The sequence below is a fragment of the Stenotrophomonas sp. SY1 genome, assembly GCF_021202945.1.
Lineage (GTDB): Bacteria > Pseudomonadota > Gammaproteobacteria > Xanthomonadales > Xanthomonadaceae > Stenotrophomonas.
The window spans coordinates 1,529,638-1,543,334 of record NZ_JAJOYR010000001.1 but is presented as its reverse complement, the minus strand read 5'-3'; the positions used below and the strand labels follow the sequence as shown (position 1 = coordinate 1,543,334).

Here is a 13,697-nt window from a genome sequence, read left to right as displayed (position 1 = left end):
CCTGCGGTCGATGTGGCGGCGGTTGCAGCGCTGGCATGCCCGTCGCAGCTTCTCCGTTACCCCAGCCGTGCCCGGTTCCTGTCAGGATGGAGCACCTTGCCGAGTTCCCCGGGCCGGCAACCACGGGCTTTCATGTCAAGCCTTGTCCATCCCCGCCCCCGTCGCTACCCTGCGTCGGCACACTTCTGGCCCGGCATGTCTATTTCTTCCCGCTTCGTCCATCTTCACGTCCACACCGAATTCTCGATGGTGGACTCCACCATCCGCGTGCCCGCCAAACCGGATCAGGCCGATCCCAAGAAGGCCAAGCAGGCCAACCTGCTCAGCCGCTCGGTGGAGATGAAGGCCCCAGCCCTGGCCGTCACCGACCTGAACAACATGTTCGCGCTGGTGAAGTTCTACAAGGCTGCCGAAGGCGTGGGCATCAAGCCGATCGCCGGCGCCGACCTGCTGATCGCCGAGGAAGGCCACGATCCGTGGCGCATGACCTTGTTGTGCCGCGACCGTGAAGGCTATCTGAGCCTGTCACGGCTGCTGACCCGCGCCTGGATGGAAGGCCATCGCAACGAAGGTGGCGTGGCCGTGCATCCGCAATGGCTCAAGGACGGCTGCAAGAACCTGTTCGCGCTGGCCGGGCGCCACAGCCTGGCCGGGCGTCTGGCGTCCGAAGGCCGCCATGATCTGGCCGAGCAGCAGCTGGCCGATTGGCAGCACGTGTTCGGTGACGGCCTGCACCTGGAGTTGACCCGCACCGGCCGCGAAGGCGAAGAGCCGTTCAACCAGTTCGCCCTGATGGCCGCCGGCCAACGTGGCCTGCCGGTGGTGGCGACCAACGACGTGCGCTTCCTCGCGCCGGAAGACTTCGACGCGCACGAGGCGCGCGTATGCATTTCCACCGGCCGCGTGCTTGACGACCCCAAGCGTCCACGCGAATACAGCCGCGAGCAGTACCTCAAGTCGCCCGAACAGATGTGCGAACTGTTCGCCGACATCCCCGATGCGATCGACAACACGCTGGCGCTGGCACAGCGCTGCAACGTCGAGATGCGGCTGGGCACCTACTTCCTGCCCAACTATCCGGTGCCCGACGACGAAACCCTGGACACCTGGATCCAGAAGATCTCGCGCGACGGCCTGGAAGAACGCCTGCAGAAGAATCCGCTGGCGCCGGGCATGAGCCGCGAGGATTATTTCGAGCGGCTCGAATTCGAACTCAACACCATCATCAAGATGGGCTTCCCCGGCTACTTCCTGATCGTGGCCGACTTCATCCAGTGGGGTAAGAACCAGGGCATTCCGATCGGCCCAGGCCGTGGTTCGGGTGCCGGTTCGCTGGTGGCATGGGCGCTGAAGATCACCGATCTGGATCCGCTGCCGTACAACCTGCTGTTCGAGCGATTCCTCAACCCCGAACGCGTGTCGATGCCCGACTTCGACATCGACTTCTGCATGGACCGCCGCGATGAAGTGATCGACTACGTCGCGCGCAAGTACGGGCGCGAGCGCGTCAGCCAGATCATCACCTACGGCACCATGGCGGCCAAGGCAGTGGTACGCGATACCGGCCGCGTGCTCGGTTTCCCGTACGGCCTGGTGGATGGCGTTTCCAAGTTGATCCCCAACATCCTGGGCATCCATCTGAAGGATGCGCTGGGCATGGGCAAGGAAGGCGCCAATTCGGAAATGGCCTCGGCCGAGCTGATCTCGCGCTATGAAACCGAAGACGACGTCCGCGACCTGATCGACCTGGCGCTGCAGTTGGAAGACCTCACCCGCAACGCCGGCAAGCATGCCGGTGGCGTGGTGATCGGCCCCGAGCCGCTGAGCGAGTTCTGCCCGCTGTACGCCGAACATGACGAAGGTGGGCTCGGCAAGAATCCGGTCACCCAGTTCGACAAGAACGACGTGGAAGAAGTGGGCCTGGTGAAGTTCGACTTCCTCGGCCTGCGTACCCTGACGATCATCGACTGGGCGGTGAAGGCGATCAACAAGCGCCATGAGCGCGCGGGCATTCCGCCGGTCGACATCTCTGCCATCCCGCTCGACGACGCACCGACCTACAAGGACATCTTCGCCAACGGCAACACCGGTGCGGTGTTCCAGTTCGAATCCTCGGGCATGCGCCGGTTGTTGAAGGACGCACGCCCTGACCGTTTCGAAGACCTGATCGCGCTGGTGTCGCTGTACCGCCCCGGCCCGATGGACCTGATTCCTTCCTTCAACGCGCGTAAGCACGGCCAGGAAGAAATCATCTATCCCGATCCACGCACCGAAGCGATCCTGAAAGACACCTACGGCATCATGGTGTATCAGGAGCAGGTGATGCAGATGGCGCAGATCGTCGGCGGCTACTCGCTGGGCGGCGCCGACCTGCTGCGTCGTGCGATGGGCAAGAAGGTGCCGGCCGAAATGGCCAAGCACCGCGAAATCTTCCGCGAGGGCGCCGCCAAGGACGGCGTGAACGAAGCCAAGGCCGATGCCATCTTCGACCTGATGGAAAAGTTCGCCGGCTACGGCTTCAACAAATCGCACGCCGCCGCGTATGCGCTGGTCAGCTACCAGACCGCATGGCTGAAGCGTCATTACCCGGCCGAGTTCATGGCCGCGACGCTGTCCTCGGACATGGACAACACCGACAAGGTGGTGGGCTTCCTGGCCGAGGTGCGCAATCTCGGCCTGACCGTGCTGCCGCCGCGCGTGAACGATTCGGCGTACATGTTCGAAGCGGCCAACGCCGACACCATCCGCTACGGGCTGGGCGCCATCAAGGGCGTTGGTCAGGGTGCGTGTGAAGCGGTGGTCGAAGAACGCCAACGCAGCGGCGAGTACAGCACGCTGCTGGATTTCTGCGTGCGCATCGAATCGGGCAAGCTCAACCGTCGCACGCTCGAAGCGATGATCAACTGCGGCGCGCTCGACGGCCTGGGCAAGAACCGCGCCACGCTGATGCTGCAATTACCGGAAGTGCTCAAGGCCACCGATCAGATGGCGCGCGAGAAGGCCTCCGGGCAGAACTCGCTGTTCGGCGCGCCCGACCCGGTCAGCACCGCGCGTCAGCTGGACCTTCCTGAAAGCAAGGAATGGCCGCTGGCACAACTGCTCAATGGCGAACGCGAAACGCTGGGCTTCTATCTCAGTGGCCATCCGTTCGACCCGTATGCCGAGGACGTCAAGGAACTGGTCGGTACCGATCTGGGCGCGCTGGACAAGCTGATCGCGCCCGCCTTCCCGTCCAAGGACGGCGAAAAGCGCGCCTGGCGCCAGGAGTCACCGGTGATTCTCGCCGGCATGGTGGTGGGCGTGCGCCGCAAGGGCGACAGCCAGGTCTTCATGCAGTTGGAAGACGGCAAGGGCCGCGTGGAATGCAGCGCCTTCACCGATGGCCTGGCCGAGTTCGGGCACCTGATGACCAAGGACCGCATCCTGGTGGTCAAGGGCGGCCTGCGCGAAGACGAATTCAACGGCGGCTATGCGTTGCGCATCCGCCAGTGCTGGGATTACGAGCAATTGTGCGCCGACCATGCACTGCGCCTGTCGCTGCGCGTGGACGGCCGCGGTGGCCCGACCTGGCAGCGCATCGATGCCCTGCTTGCCACCGCCCGCCCCGGCCGCACCCCGCTGCGGCTGGACCTGCTGCTCAACGGCAAGCCCGACGGCAGTATCGCCGGCATGCTCGACCTGGGCGGCAGCGGTGCGGTGCGGGTCAGCACGCAACTGCTCGACGCCCTGCGCGAAGACCCCGCCGTGCGCCGGGTCAAGGTCAAGTACAGCCCGCCCTGGGCCAACTGACCGGACGGACGCGTACGGGTTGCCCGGGCGCGTTCGGCTACACTTCCCCTCTTTAATTCATGACGGTTTCCGATGAATCCGAATTACCTCGACTTCGAGCAACCCATCGCTGATCTGGAGGCCAAGATCAAGGACCTGCGCAGTGCCAGCGCGGGGCCGGCGGTCAATGTCGATGCCGAGGTGAAGGCGCTGGAAGGCAAGCTGCGCCTGCGTACCGCGCAGATCTTCCGCAACCTCTCCTCCTGGCAGGTGCTGCAGGTCGCACGCCACCCCTCGCGTCCGTACCCGCTGGATTACATCCGCATCTTCTGTGACGAGTTCCAGGAGTTGGCCGGTGACCGCGCCTTCGCCGACGACAAGGCCATTGTCGGTGGCCTGGCCCGTATCGGCGGCCGCCCGGTGATGCTGATCGGCCACCAGAAAGGCCGCGACACCAAGGAAAAGGTGCGCCGCAACTTCGGCATGCCCAAGCCTGAGGGTTACCGAAAGGCGCTGCGCCTGATGAAGATGGCCGAGCGCTTCAAGCTGCCGGTGCTGACCCTGATCGACACCGCTGGCGCCTGGCCGGGCATCGACGCCGAAGAGCGCGGCCAGTCCGAAGCCATCGCCCGCAACCTGATGGAAATGGCCGAACTGAAGGTGCCGGTGATCTGCACCGTGATCGGCGAAGGCGGTTCTGGTGGCGCACTGGCGCTGGGCGTGGGCGACCGCACCCTGATGCTGGAGTACAGCGTCTACTCGACCATCAGCCCGGAAGGCTGCGCCTCGATCCTGTGGAAGGACGCTGGCAAGGCCAAGGACGCCGCCGAGCAGCTGGGCATGACCGCCCCGCGCCTGAAGGGCCTGGGCCTGATCGACAAGGTGATCCGCGAGCCGATCGGCGGCGCACATCGCAACCCGACGCAGATGGGCAAGCGCCTGAAGGCCGTGCTGCTCAACGAGCTGGATGCGCTGGAAAAGCTGAGCGTCGAAGAACTGCTGGAGCAGCGTTACAAGCGCCTGCGCAGCTACGGTGCGTACGAAGCGGCGTAAGGCTGCTGCAAGGTGCTTGAACAAGGGGCCGGCATTGCCGGCCTTTTGTTTGGCTGAAAAACACCCAGCCCCCTCTCCCCAACCCCTCTCCCGCGAGGGGAGAGGGGCTCGGCTTACGTCAAGTTGAGGCTATTCCAGAGACTGCAGCTTTAAAGCCCCTCTCCCCGCGCGGGAGAGGGGTTGGGGAGAGGGGGAAAGCCCGTAAATGAAGAAGGCCGGCATAGCCGGCCTTCTTCATTTCACATATCTACATTCCGGCTTAGAACGGCTTGGCCAGCACCAGGTAAACAATGGCGATGAACAACACCAGCGGCAGCTCATTGAACCAGCGCAGCGCGCGCGAGGACGGCAGCGACCTGCCCTTGATCGTCCCCTCCAACCAGCGCCCGGTGAAGATGAAGTACACCAGCAGCAGCACCACCAATCCGAGCTTGGCATGCAGCCAGCCCGCAGCACCGGGCGCGACCATGGTCGGGAACTCCGGCAGCACCTTGTAACCGAGCCACAACACCAGCCCCAGCAGGAACGCGATGCCGAACATGCTGTGGCCAAAACCGTACAGACGCTTGCCCATCAACTGCAGCCGTTCCACCACCGCCGGCTGTCCGGCCGCCTCGGCGATGTTGACCAGGATGCGTGGCAGGTAGAACACCGACGCCATCCATGCCACCACGAACACAAGATGGAAGGTCTTGACCCAGAAATATGACTGCATGCACGGGCTCCAGCGGCGGCGTAGGATGAGCGCCATTTTCACCCATCCGCACAAGACACGCACATGCAGGACAAGCAATACGACGCCGCCTACTTCCAGCGCTGGTACCGGCGCGGTGATATCGGCGGCGCCGCGCGCCTGGCGCGCAAGGTGCAACTGGCCGTTGCCAGCGCCGAGTACTACCTCGAACGCCCGATCCGCAGCGTGCTGGATGTCGGCTGTGGCGAAGCCGCCTGGCGCGCGCCCTTGCTCAAGCTGCGCCCCAAGCTGCAGTACATGGGCTTTGACAGCAGCGAGTACGCGGTGCGCCGCTATGGCCGCACCCGCAACATGCACCTGGCAAGCTTCGGTGATTTCCAGTGGCTGCGCCCGTGCGCGCCGGTTGACCTGCTGATCTGCTCGGACGTGATGCACTACGTGCCCAGCCGCGAGCTGAAGGCTGGCCTGGAAGGCCTGGCCGAACTGTGCGGCGGCGTTGCCTTCCTGGAGACCTTTGCGGCCGAGGATGATTTCCAGGGCGATCACGAGGGCTTCCAGAACCGCCCGGCCCGCTGGTATCGCCGCCAACTGCAGAGTGCCGGCTTCCAGTCGGTGGGCTCGCATTGCTGGCTCGGCCCAAGCCTGGGTGAGGACGTTTCAGCCCTTGAACACGCGGGCTGAACCTGCTCACTGAATACGCAGCGGCCGCGTTTAACGTCACTATTGACCGAGTGCGCTATGCTGCGCAGCACCATATGACCATACATATTCGGATCCCATGCTCTATCAACTGCATGAGTTGACCCGCAACCTGCTCGCGCCCTGGGTTCACCAGGCGCAAGCCAATGCGGCGTTCTTCAACAAACCGGGGCATTGGTGGTCGACCATGCCGGGTGCCGATCGCTTCGCGGCGATGAACGAGTTGTTCCATCGCCTCGGCAAGGATTACGAAAAGCCCGAATGGGGCATCCATGAGTTGGAGCTGGACGGCGAGATCGTCCCCATCGCCCAGCTCACGGAAATGGAAAAGCCGTTCTGCAAGCTGCTGCGCTTCAAACGCCACAGCAACGAAACCTCCAAGGTCGAAGCCCTGCTCGCGCAGCCGATCGTGCTGGTCGTAGCGCCGCTGTCTGGCCACCACGCCACGCTGCTGCGCGATACCGTGCGCACGCTGCTGCGCGATCACCGTGTGTATGTCACCGACTGGGTCGATGCGCGCATGGTGCCGGTGGAACAGGGTGAGTTCGGCCTGGACGATTACATCGAGTACGTGCAGGAGTTCATCCGCCATCTCGGCGCCGAGAACGTGCACGTCGTCAGCGTCTGCCAGCCGACCGTACCGGTGCTGGCAGCGGTGTCGCTGATGGCCAGCCGGGGCGAAACCACGCCGCGCTCGCTGGTGATGATGGGCGGCCCGATCGATGCCCGCCACAGCCCCACCGCGGTCAACAACCTGGCCACGCGCAACCCGCTGTCGTGGTTCGAGAACAACGTCATCCACACCATCCCGGCGCCGTATCCGGGCCAGGGGCGTCGCGTCTATCCGGGCTTCCTGCAGCACGCCGGCTTCGTGGCGATGAACCCCAGCCGCCACCTGATGTCGCACTGGGATTTCTATACCGACCTGGTCAAGGGCGACATGGACGATGCCAACGCGCATCGCCATTTCTACGACGAATACAACGCGGTGCTGGACATGCCGGCGCAGTTCTATCTGGACACCATCCGCGTGGTGTTCCAGGAGTTCCTGTTGCCGCGTGGCGAGTGGTACGTGCGTGGTGAGCGCGTGGACCCCTCGGCCATCCGCGACACCGCGCTGCTGAGCATCGAAGGCGAGCTGGACGACATCGCCGGCCTCGGTCAGACCGAAGCGGCGCAGGCGCTGTGCACCGGCATTCCGGCCTCGCGCCGCAGCCACTTCATTGTTGAAGGCGCCGGTCATTACGGCATCTTCAGTGGCCGTCGCTGGCGCGAAGTGGTGTACCCGACCATGCGCGATTTCTTCATCGCGCAATCGCAGCCGGCTGCTGCAAAGAAGAGCCGCAAGGCTGCGACCAGCAACGTCACGCCGCTGCGTCGCCGCGCGCAGCGCTGAGTACGCTTGAAGCCCCTCTCCCTCCGGGAGAGGGGTTGGGGTGAGGGTCAGCCTCTTGCGTAGCACACCCTCATCCGCCCCTACGGGGCACCTTCTCCCGGTGGGAGAAGGGAAATCAAAAGCCAAAGGCCCCGACAATCACCGGGGCCTTCTGCGCTTACGACACTGCCTTCAATCCGACCACGCCAGCCACGATCACACCCAGGCTCAACAGGCGCGCAATGCTGCGCGATTCGCCGAAGAACGCCATGTTCACCAGCACCGCCGCCGCCGTGCCCAGGCCGATCCACACCGCGTAGGCAACGCTCAACTGCAGATAGCGGAACGACTGGTACAACAGCACGAACGATGCGCCAAAACCGCCGAAGAACAGCAGCCCGTTGAGCGCGTTCTTGTTCTGGCTGTAACGCTTCAGGCCGACCACGCCCAGTGTTTCCATCAGGGCTGCGGCCACTACCAGGAACCACCCCATATCAACCTCCCTGGCCGGTCGCGCCGGCGTCCTTGGCTTCCTTGCCGTCGGCCAGCTTGAGCGCGATCACGCCGGCCACCAGCAGCGCCATGAAGCCGCCCTTGGCGGCATTGAAGCTGCCATCGAACAGGAAGATATCCATCAACGCCGCGCCCACCGTGCCCACCGCTGCAAACACCGCATACACGGTGCCGGTCGGCAGTGATTCACAGGCTCGGGCCAGCCATTGGAAGTCGATCACGATCACCGCGATGATCGGTATCCAGTGCCACCATGCCGATGCCACGTTGAAGCCATACACCCAGACCAGCTCGAACAAACAGGTCAGGGCAACATACAACCAGCCTTTCCCGGCCATGTCGTTCTCCTTTACGCATTACGAATGTGCACCGCGCCTTGGCGCGGCAGATCAATTGCGGCCCAGTCCGGCGCGGATGAAACGCTCCAGCTCCGCGCGGTGGGCCTGTGCCTCGTCAGCAGGTGTCGATGCGTACAGATGCACCTGCTCTGCGGCTGCCTCGATGGCGCCGACCAGCACCCGCGCGGCATAACGCGGCTGCACCACCGCCGCCACCGCGCCTTCGGCACGCGCCTGTTCCAGCACTTGCTGCAACCAGTCATACAGCGGCGTGTAGATGACTTCCCAACGGCGCATCTCGTCGGTCTGGGTCATGCCGCTGTACAGCAGCGCCACCACCTGGTGCTGTTCCTCGACCACCGCGAAGATCGCCTCGGCCAGGCTGTCCAACTGCGTTGCCGCCGGCAGCCCGTCCAGCCGCTCATGCAGGCGTTGCAGCAAGCGCGCTACCACCTGTTCGGCAATCCCGCCCATCACCGAAAGCCGCGACGGGAAGTACAGGTAGTACGTGCCCTGGGCGATACCGGCGCGGCTGACGATGTCCGAGACCGTGGTTTTCTCCACGCCCTTTTCGCCGAACACGGCGATGGCGGCCTCGATGATGGCGGCGCGCTTGTCCATGGGATCACCACTGACTGACTGTCAGTCATTTTAGGAGTTGGCACTGCCGGGTCAAGCCGAAGGCTGGTTGCGGGTAATTGGGGGTTTAGGAACGGAAAGGGTCTGTAGGAGCGGCGTCAGCCGCGAAGCTGATGTAGCACCAGCCATGGAGATACCTGCGATTGCGGTTCATCCGGTTGCGGTTGCATTGCCAGCTTCACGGCTGACGCCGCTCCTGCAAAGCCACCATAAAGGCCCACCCAGCAACGAACCCACCTCAACGTCCCAAAACAAACGAGGCGCCCATTGGGCGCCCCGCTCGCTTCATCCGATTGCCTGGACCGTTACAGCCGCACCAGCAGGTGCTTGGCCATCGCACCGTGCAGCTTGCCGATGCCACGGGCCAGATGCATCGTGCCAAACAGCAGCAGCACGCCCACGGTCACCGATACCGGCCACAACCAGAACGCGCTGGCCACGTTCACCCCATCGATCCAGATACCGGCCGGGTGATCGAACAGCAGCTCACCCAGCGGGGCGAACACCAGCGCCAACGACAGCGACAGCAGCGTCGTGGCAATCGTGAAGTATGCGATGCCCAGCGGCAGCATCAGCAGGAAATACAGCATCGTCAGCCAGGTATGCACGTCCGCGAACATCGCACCGATGCGGGCCAGCCAACCCTGGCTCTTGTCCGTGTAGGCCGGACGACGCGGCATGCGCACACCAAGCATGGTTTCGATGATGCGTCCTTCCACCAGCGACAGCACCCGTACCGAACCCAGGAACAGCAGCAGGATCGGGATGCCGATGATCAGGATCAGCAGCGATACCGACAACGACACGCCGGTGACCACCCAGGTGAAGAAGAACGTACCGGTGGCCAATGCCAGCAGCATGTAGAACAGCGAGCCGTAGGTATGCGGGTCCAGGGCCACGCCGAAGAAGCGCGCCAGCAACGAGCGCGGCTTGTCCGCTGCCGGGGGCAGCGGAATGGCGGTGCCCACCGACGCGGCAGCAGCCGAAGCCACCGCCGCAGGCGTCAACCGCATGCCCGGTGCACGCAGCGCGCGATTCACCGTCACTTCGGTTTCGCGGTAGATCTCGGCCACCTCCTCCGGTGCGCCGTAGCTGCCGGCCACACCGGCAATCACCTCGGCCTCGCTCTTGCCGACCTGCTCGGCCAGTTCCGAACGCAGGTATTCCTCGGCGTCGTACAGCGCGTCCTGGATCATCGCCGGGTCGGCGCCACTCAATGCGGCACGCAGCTGCTCGAGATATTCGGGAATCGTGGTCGGCAGCGCTCTTGGGGTGTGTTCGGCGTTCATCAGTTGATTCCCTCCAGTACGGACTCCAGCGAGTCCCGGGTGGCAGTCCAGGCTGCGATCCATTGCCGCAGCGCGGCCCGACCGTCCTCGTTGATGCGGTAGTAGCGCCGCGGCGGTCCGGCTACCGATGGCTCCACGTGGCTTTCCAGCAGGCCGGCGCCTTCCAGGTTGCGCAGCACCGGGTACAACGCACTCTGCTTGCCACTGAGAACACCCTCACCGGTCCTCTCCAGCTCCTTGGCGATCAGGTAGCCGTACAGCGGCTCCGGCGCCTTGGCCAGCACCGCCAGCAATGCCAGCGACACCGTGCCGGTACTCAACTCCTTCTGGAACTTGCGCAGATGGGCATCCAAGTCGCTCATGACCTCACTCCCGTGGACTAGCCTGAAGCCAACACTATTACTCAGTTCGCTATAGCGAATGTGCCGGTAGTCATCCCCCCTCTGGTCACGACGCTGGTCGGTGAACCTGACAATCGTTCAGAATCGGCCCACACCCAATCTGGAATGCGCCCGATGACGCTTCGCCCTTCGCTGTTGGCTCTGGCCCTGATGCTGTCCCCGCTGCCGCTGCTGGCCGCCGATGCACCCGCCAAGTACCGCAGCGCGCAGGAGATCATCGACGCCTCGCCGGCCAGCGACTGGCACACGCCCGCGCCGGAAAACACCCTGTACATGAACCTGGAAGGCGGCCGCGTCATCATCGAGCTGGCGCCGGTGTTCGCGCCGGAACACGTCGGCAACATCCGCACGATGGCGCGCGAGCACTTCTGGGATGGGCTGGCGATCTATCGTTCGCAGGACAACTTCGTCGTGCAGTTCGGTGACGCCGATGCTGACGACAAGGCCAAGGCCAAATCGATGGGCAGCGCCAAGACGCATCTGCCGGCCGAGTTCCAGCGCCCGACACAGGGTTTGGCATTCACCGCCCTGCCCGACCGCGACGGCTGGGCGCCGAAGACCGGCTTCGTCGGTGACTTCGCCGTTGGCAGCGATGGCGAACACACCTGGCTGGCGCACTGCTACGGCGCGCTGGGCGCAGGCCGCAACAATGACGAGGACAGCAGCCTGGGCGCCGAGTTGTATGTGGTGACCGGCCAGTCACCGCGCCAGCTCGACCGCAACATCACCCTGGTCGGACGCGTGCTCAAGGGCATGGAACTGCTCAGCAGCATCAAGCGTGGCCCGGAGCCGATGGGCTTCTATGCAAACGCTGCCGAGCGCACGCCGATCACCTCCATCCAGTTGGCCAGCGAGCTGCCGGCCGATCAGCGCGTTGCCTTGCAGGTGCTGCGCACCGACTCCAAGACCTTCGCCGACACGGTGGAAGCACGTCGCAACCGCGTGGACGGTTTCTACAAGCGCGCGGCCGGGCATATCGACCTGTGCAACATCCCGTTGCCGGTGCGCATCGGCAAGTAACCACAGCGTTTGTAGGAGCGGCGTAAGCCGCGAAGCTGGAGATGGGGCCGTGATCGGAGAATTCTGCAATTGCAGGCACGGGCTTCAGGGAACGGGTATCAGCTTCGCGGCTTACGCCGCTCCTACAACAGCGCAACAGCTGCATCGTTCACCCCACGGAACGGTGCGGCCATCGCCACGCACTACCGGCGTGCCGGCATAGCCGCTAACGTGGCTGCACCTGCACCGCCGGAGTCGCCTTATGGCCCACGTCATCATTGAATCGACCGATACCGATTACGCACACAGCGTCAGCAACGGCAAGCACCAGCTGATTGCCGATGAACCGCCCTCGCTCGGTGGCCAGGACGCGGGAATGGCGCCGTTCGATCTTTATCTGGCATCACTGGCCTCCTGTACCGCGATCACGCTGCGCATGTATGCGCAGAAGAAAGGCTGGGAGCTGGGCAAGTTCAGCGCCGAGCTGACCTCCAGCCGCGATGAAGCCGGTAAGCTGCAGGTGCACCGCGTGCTCTCGGCCAGCGGCCCGTTGACCGACGCTCAGTGGGAACGCCTGCTCGACGTGGTCGCCCGCACGCCCGTCACATTGGTGATGCGCGAGGGTGCCACCATCACCAGCGAACGCCGCAACTGAAAACAGGGAACCGCATGTATACGATCGTGATCCTGTGGGACAGCAACAACGCCGAAGTGGTGCAGTGGGACGACGTGCCCATGGTCACCACCTTGAAGGACCGTGAGATATCGCTGCGTGCCGGCCCTCGCGAGCGCGTGGATGACCATGGCGTTGCCAGCCAGGTGGCGGTGTATCTGCCTGACGAACTGACCGAAGAGGAATTCCAGGAACTGTTCGACGTGCACCGCAAGCATGTTCCCGAGTTGAACCTGCATTCCTGATCGGTTTTCGCAGGAGCGGTTTCAGCCGCGAAGCTGACGGTTCATCTGAGATCGGGAACTCCGCAACCGCAGAACGCGTGATGGCAGGTTGCAGGAGGACCGGAATCAGCAACCAGCTTCGCGGCTGAAGCCGCTCCTACGGACGGTAAAAGACAACGGCGCCTTTCGGCGCCGTTGTTTCATGCATCACGCATTGCCGACCTTATTCCGACGTCGGCGACGCCACCAGACGCGAACGCCCCACAGCGCGAGACCACCGACGATCAGCACCGGCAACAGGCCCGCGGCAACACGGATCAGGTAGGCCAGACTGGTGGTGAAGATGTCGCCGAAGTCACCGAACGCACGCCCGATTTCGCTGCGGCTGCGCTGGCTGCTGGTCGATTCAATGTTGATGGTGACCAACTGCGTGTCGATGCGCCGGTGTTGCTGGGCTGCATCCCGATTGGCCTGTTCCAACCCCGCTTCGATTTCCGACATGCGCTGCGAAATCGTCAACAGGTCCGCCACCGCCAGGTCACGCCGCTGCTGGTACTCGAGCAGGCGTTCGTGTTCGTTCTTCAAGCGCGCCTGCATCAGCCGGGTATCGGCTACCTGCTGCGCCAGGTCTTCGGCCTGGGTATTGCGCGTGGTCACCTCGCCCTTGTCGGCAGCCAACGCAATGATCGGCTCCACGCCTTTCGGCGCAATGCGCACCTGCACCGAACCGCTGGGCATGTCGCCGGCCTGCTGCGACACGTTGAGCACCGAGCAATCACCGAACTTCGCGCTCTGGCAGGCATCGGCCACTGCCTTGACCCGCGCTGCGATCGCCTCGCCCGGCAATTGCAGCTGCACGGTGTGCTCATAGGCCAGGAATGCGCCTTCCGGAGACTCCACCGCCGCAGCCGCTACTGCGCCGGCATCTGCAGCCATTTCATGTTTGGCGCAGCCGCCCAGTACCAGCAGCGCCGCCACCCCCACCATCCAGATGTTTCCCTGCAAAGCCTTCATGCTTCCGTGTTCTCCGCG

Annotated in this window: 14 protein-coding genes; 7 read left to right on the top strand and 7 right to left on the bottom strand. The window is 64.0% G+C overall.

Annotated features, from left to right (window positions below):
- The first annotated feature begins 195 nt into the window (after positions 1 to 195).
- Together dnaE and LR961_RS06320 are read left to right on the top strand one after the other, a co-directional pair.
- Positions 196 to 3,789 (top strand): DNA polymerase III subunit alpha, encoded by a 3,594-nt coding sequence (gene dnaE / locus LR961_RS06325; RefSeq protein ID WP_232147569.1) that lies wholly within the window; start codon positions 196 to 198, stop codon positions 3,787 to 3,789.
- Positions 3,790 to 3,861: 72 nt separating this feature from the next.
- Positions 3,862 to 4,821 carry an acetyl-CoA carboxylase carboxyltransferase subunit alpha gene (locus tag LR961_RS06320; RefSeq protein WP_232147568.1) on the top strand — a complete coding sequence of 320 codons (960 nt, stop codon included), beginning with the start codon at positions 3,862 to 3,864 and terminating at the stop codon, positions 4,819 to 4,821.
- A gap of 259 nt (positions 4,822 to 5,080) precedes the next feature.
- On the opposite strand, the gene LR961_RS06315 is transcribed toward LR961_RS06320, so the two are convergent.
- Positions 5,081 to 5,536, bottom strand: coding sequence for a CopD family protein (locus LR961_RS06315; RefSeq protein WP_232147567.1), 456 nt, complete (start codon positions 5,534 to 5,536; stop codon positions 5,081 to 5,083).
- Between the two features lie 63 nt (positions 5,537 to 5,599).
- On the opposite strand from LR961_RS06315, the gene LR961_RS06310 reads away from it, so the two are divergent.
- On the top strand, positions 5,600 to 6,196 hold the full coding sequence (locus tag LR961_RS06310) for a class I SAM-dependent methyltransferase (protein WP_232147566.1): 597 nt from the start codon (positions 5,600 to 5,602) through the stop codon (positions 6,194 to 6,196).
- 97 nt (positions 6,197 to 6,293) lie between these two features.
- Positions 6,294 to 7,610 (top strand): polyhydroxyalkanoate depolymerase, encoded by a 1,317-nt coding sequence (gene phaZ, locus LR961_RS06305; RefSeq protein WP_232147565.1) that lies wholly within the window; start codon positions 6,294 to 6,296, stop codon positions 7,608 to 7,610.
- A gap of 157 nt (positions 7,611 to 7,767) precedes the next feature.
- Here phaZ and LR961_RS06300 read toward each other — a convergent pair whose 3' ends face one another.
- The 5 genes from LR961_RS06300 to LR961_RS06280 all read right to left on the bottom strand — a co-directional run bounded on the left by LR961_RS06300 (position 7,768) and on the right by LR961_RS06280 (position 10,730).
- A complete protein-coding gene (locus tag LR961_RS06300) occupies positions 7,768 to 8,082 on the bottom strand; it encodes a multidrug efflux SMR transporter (protein WP_232147564.1) in 315 nt (104 codons plus the stop codon).
- 1 nt (position 8,083) lies between these two features.
- Entirely contained in the window at positions 8,084 to 8,440 is a 357-nt protein-coding gene (locus LR961_RS06295; RefSeq protein ID WP_232147563.1) for an SMR family transporter, read from the bottom strand.
- A 51-nt stretch (positions 8,441 to 8,491) separates the two neighbouring features.
- Positions 8,492 to 9,061, bottom strand: a complete 570-nt coding sequence (locus LR961_RS06290; RefSeq protein WP_232147562.1) for a TetR family transcriptional regulator — start codon at positions 9,059 to 9,061, stop codon at positions 8,492 to 8,494.
- Positions 9,062 to 9,384: 323 nt separating this feature from the next.
- Positions 9,385 to 10,368, bottom strand: coding sequence for a sensor domain-containing protein (locus tag LR961_RS06285; RefSeq protein ID WP_232147561.1), 984 nt, complete (start codon positions 10,366 to 10,368; stop codon positions 9,385 to 9,387).
- Positions 10,368 to 10,730: a PadR family transcriptional regulator gene (locus LR961_RS06280; RefSeq protein ID WP_232147560.1), complete on the bottom strand. Its 363-nt coding sequence runs from the start codon at positions 10,728 to 10,730 to the stop codon at positions 10,368 to 10,370. The genes LR961_RS06285 and LR961_RS06280 overlap by 1 nt, the downstream gene beginning before the upstream one ends.
- 189 nt (positions 10,731 to 10,919) lie before the next feature.
- Here LR961_RS06280 and LR961_RS06275 point away from each other — a divergent pair, with 189 nt between their 5' ends.
- The 3 genes from LR961_RS06275 (at position 10,920) to LR961_RS06265 (ending at position 12,686) form a co-directional block, all read left to right on the top strand.
- Positions 10,920 to 11,789: a peptidylprolyl isomerase gene (locus LR961_RS06275; protein WP_232149234.1), complete on the top strand. Its 870-nt coding sequence runs from the start codon at positions 10,920 to 10,922 to the stop codon at positions 11,787 to 11,789.
- A gap of 241 nt (positions 11,790 to 12,030) precedes the next feature.
- Complete coding sequence (locus LR961_RS06270) at positions 12,031 to 12,423, top strand: OsmC family protein (protein WP_232147559.1); 393 nt, start codon at positions 12,031 to 12,033, stop codon at positions 12,421 to 12,423.
- 14 nt (positions 12,424 to 12,437) lie between these two features.
- Complete coding sequence (locus tag LR961_RS06265) at positions 12,438 to 12,686, top strand: hypothetical protein (protein ID WP_232147558.1); 249 nt, start codon at positions 12,438 to 12,440, stop codon at positions 12,684 to 12,686.
- A 186-nt stretch (positions 12,687 to 12,872) separates the two neighbouring features.
- On the opposite strand, the gene LR961_RS06260 is transcribed toward LR961_RS06265, so the two are convergent.
- Positions 12,873 to 13,679: a DUF4349 domain-containing protein gene (locus tag LR961_RS06260; protein ID WP_232147557.1), complete on the bottom strand. Its 807-nt coding sequence runs from the start codon at positions 13,677 to 13,679 to the stop codon at positions 12,873 to 12,875.
- Positions 13,680 to 13,697 lie beyond the last annotated feature (18 nt).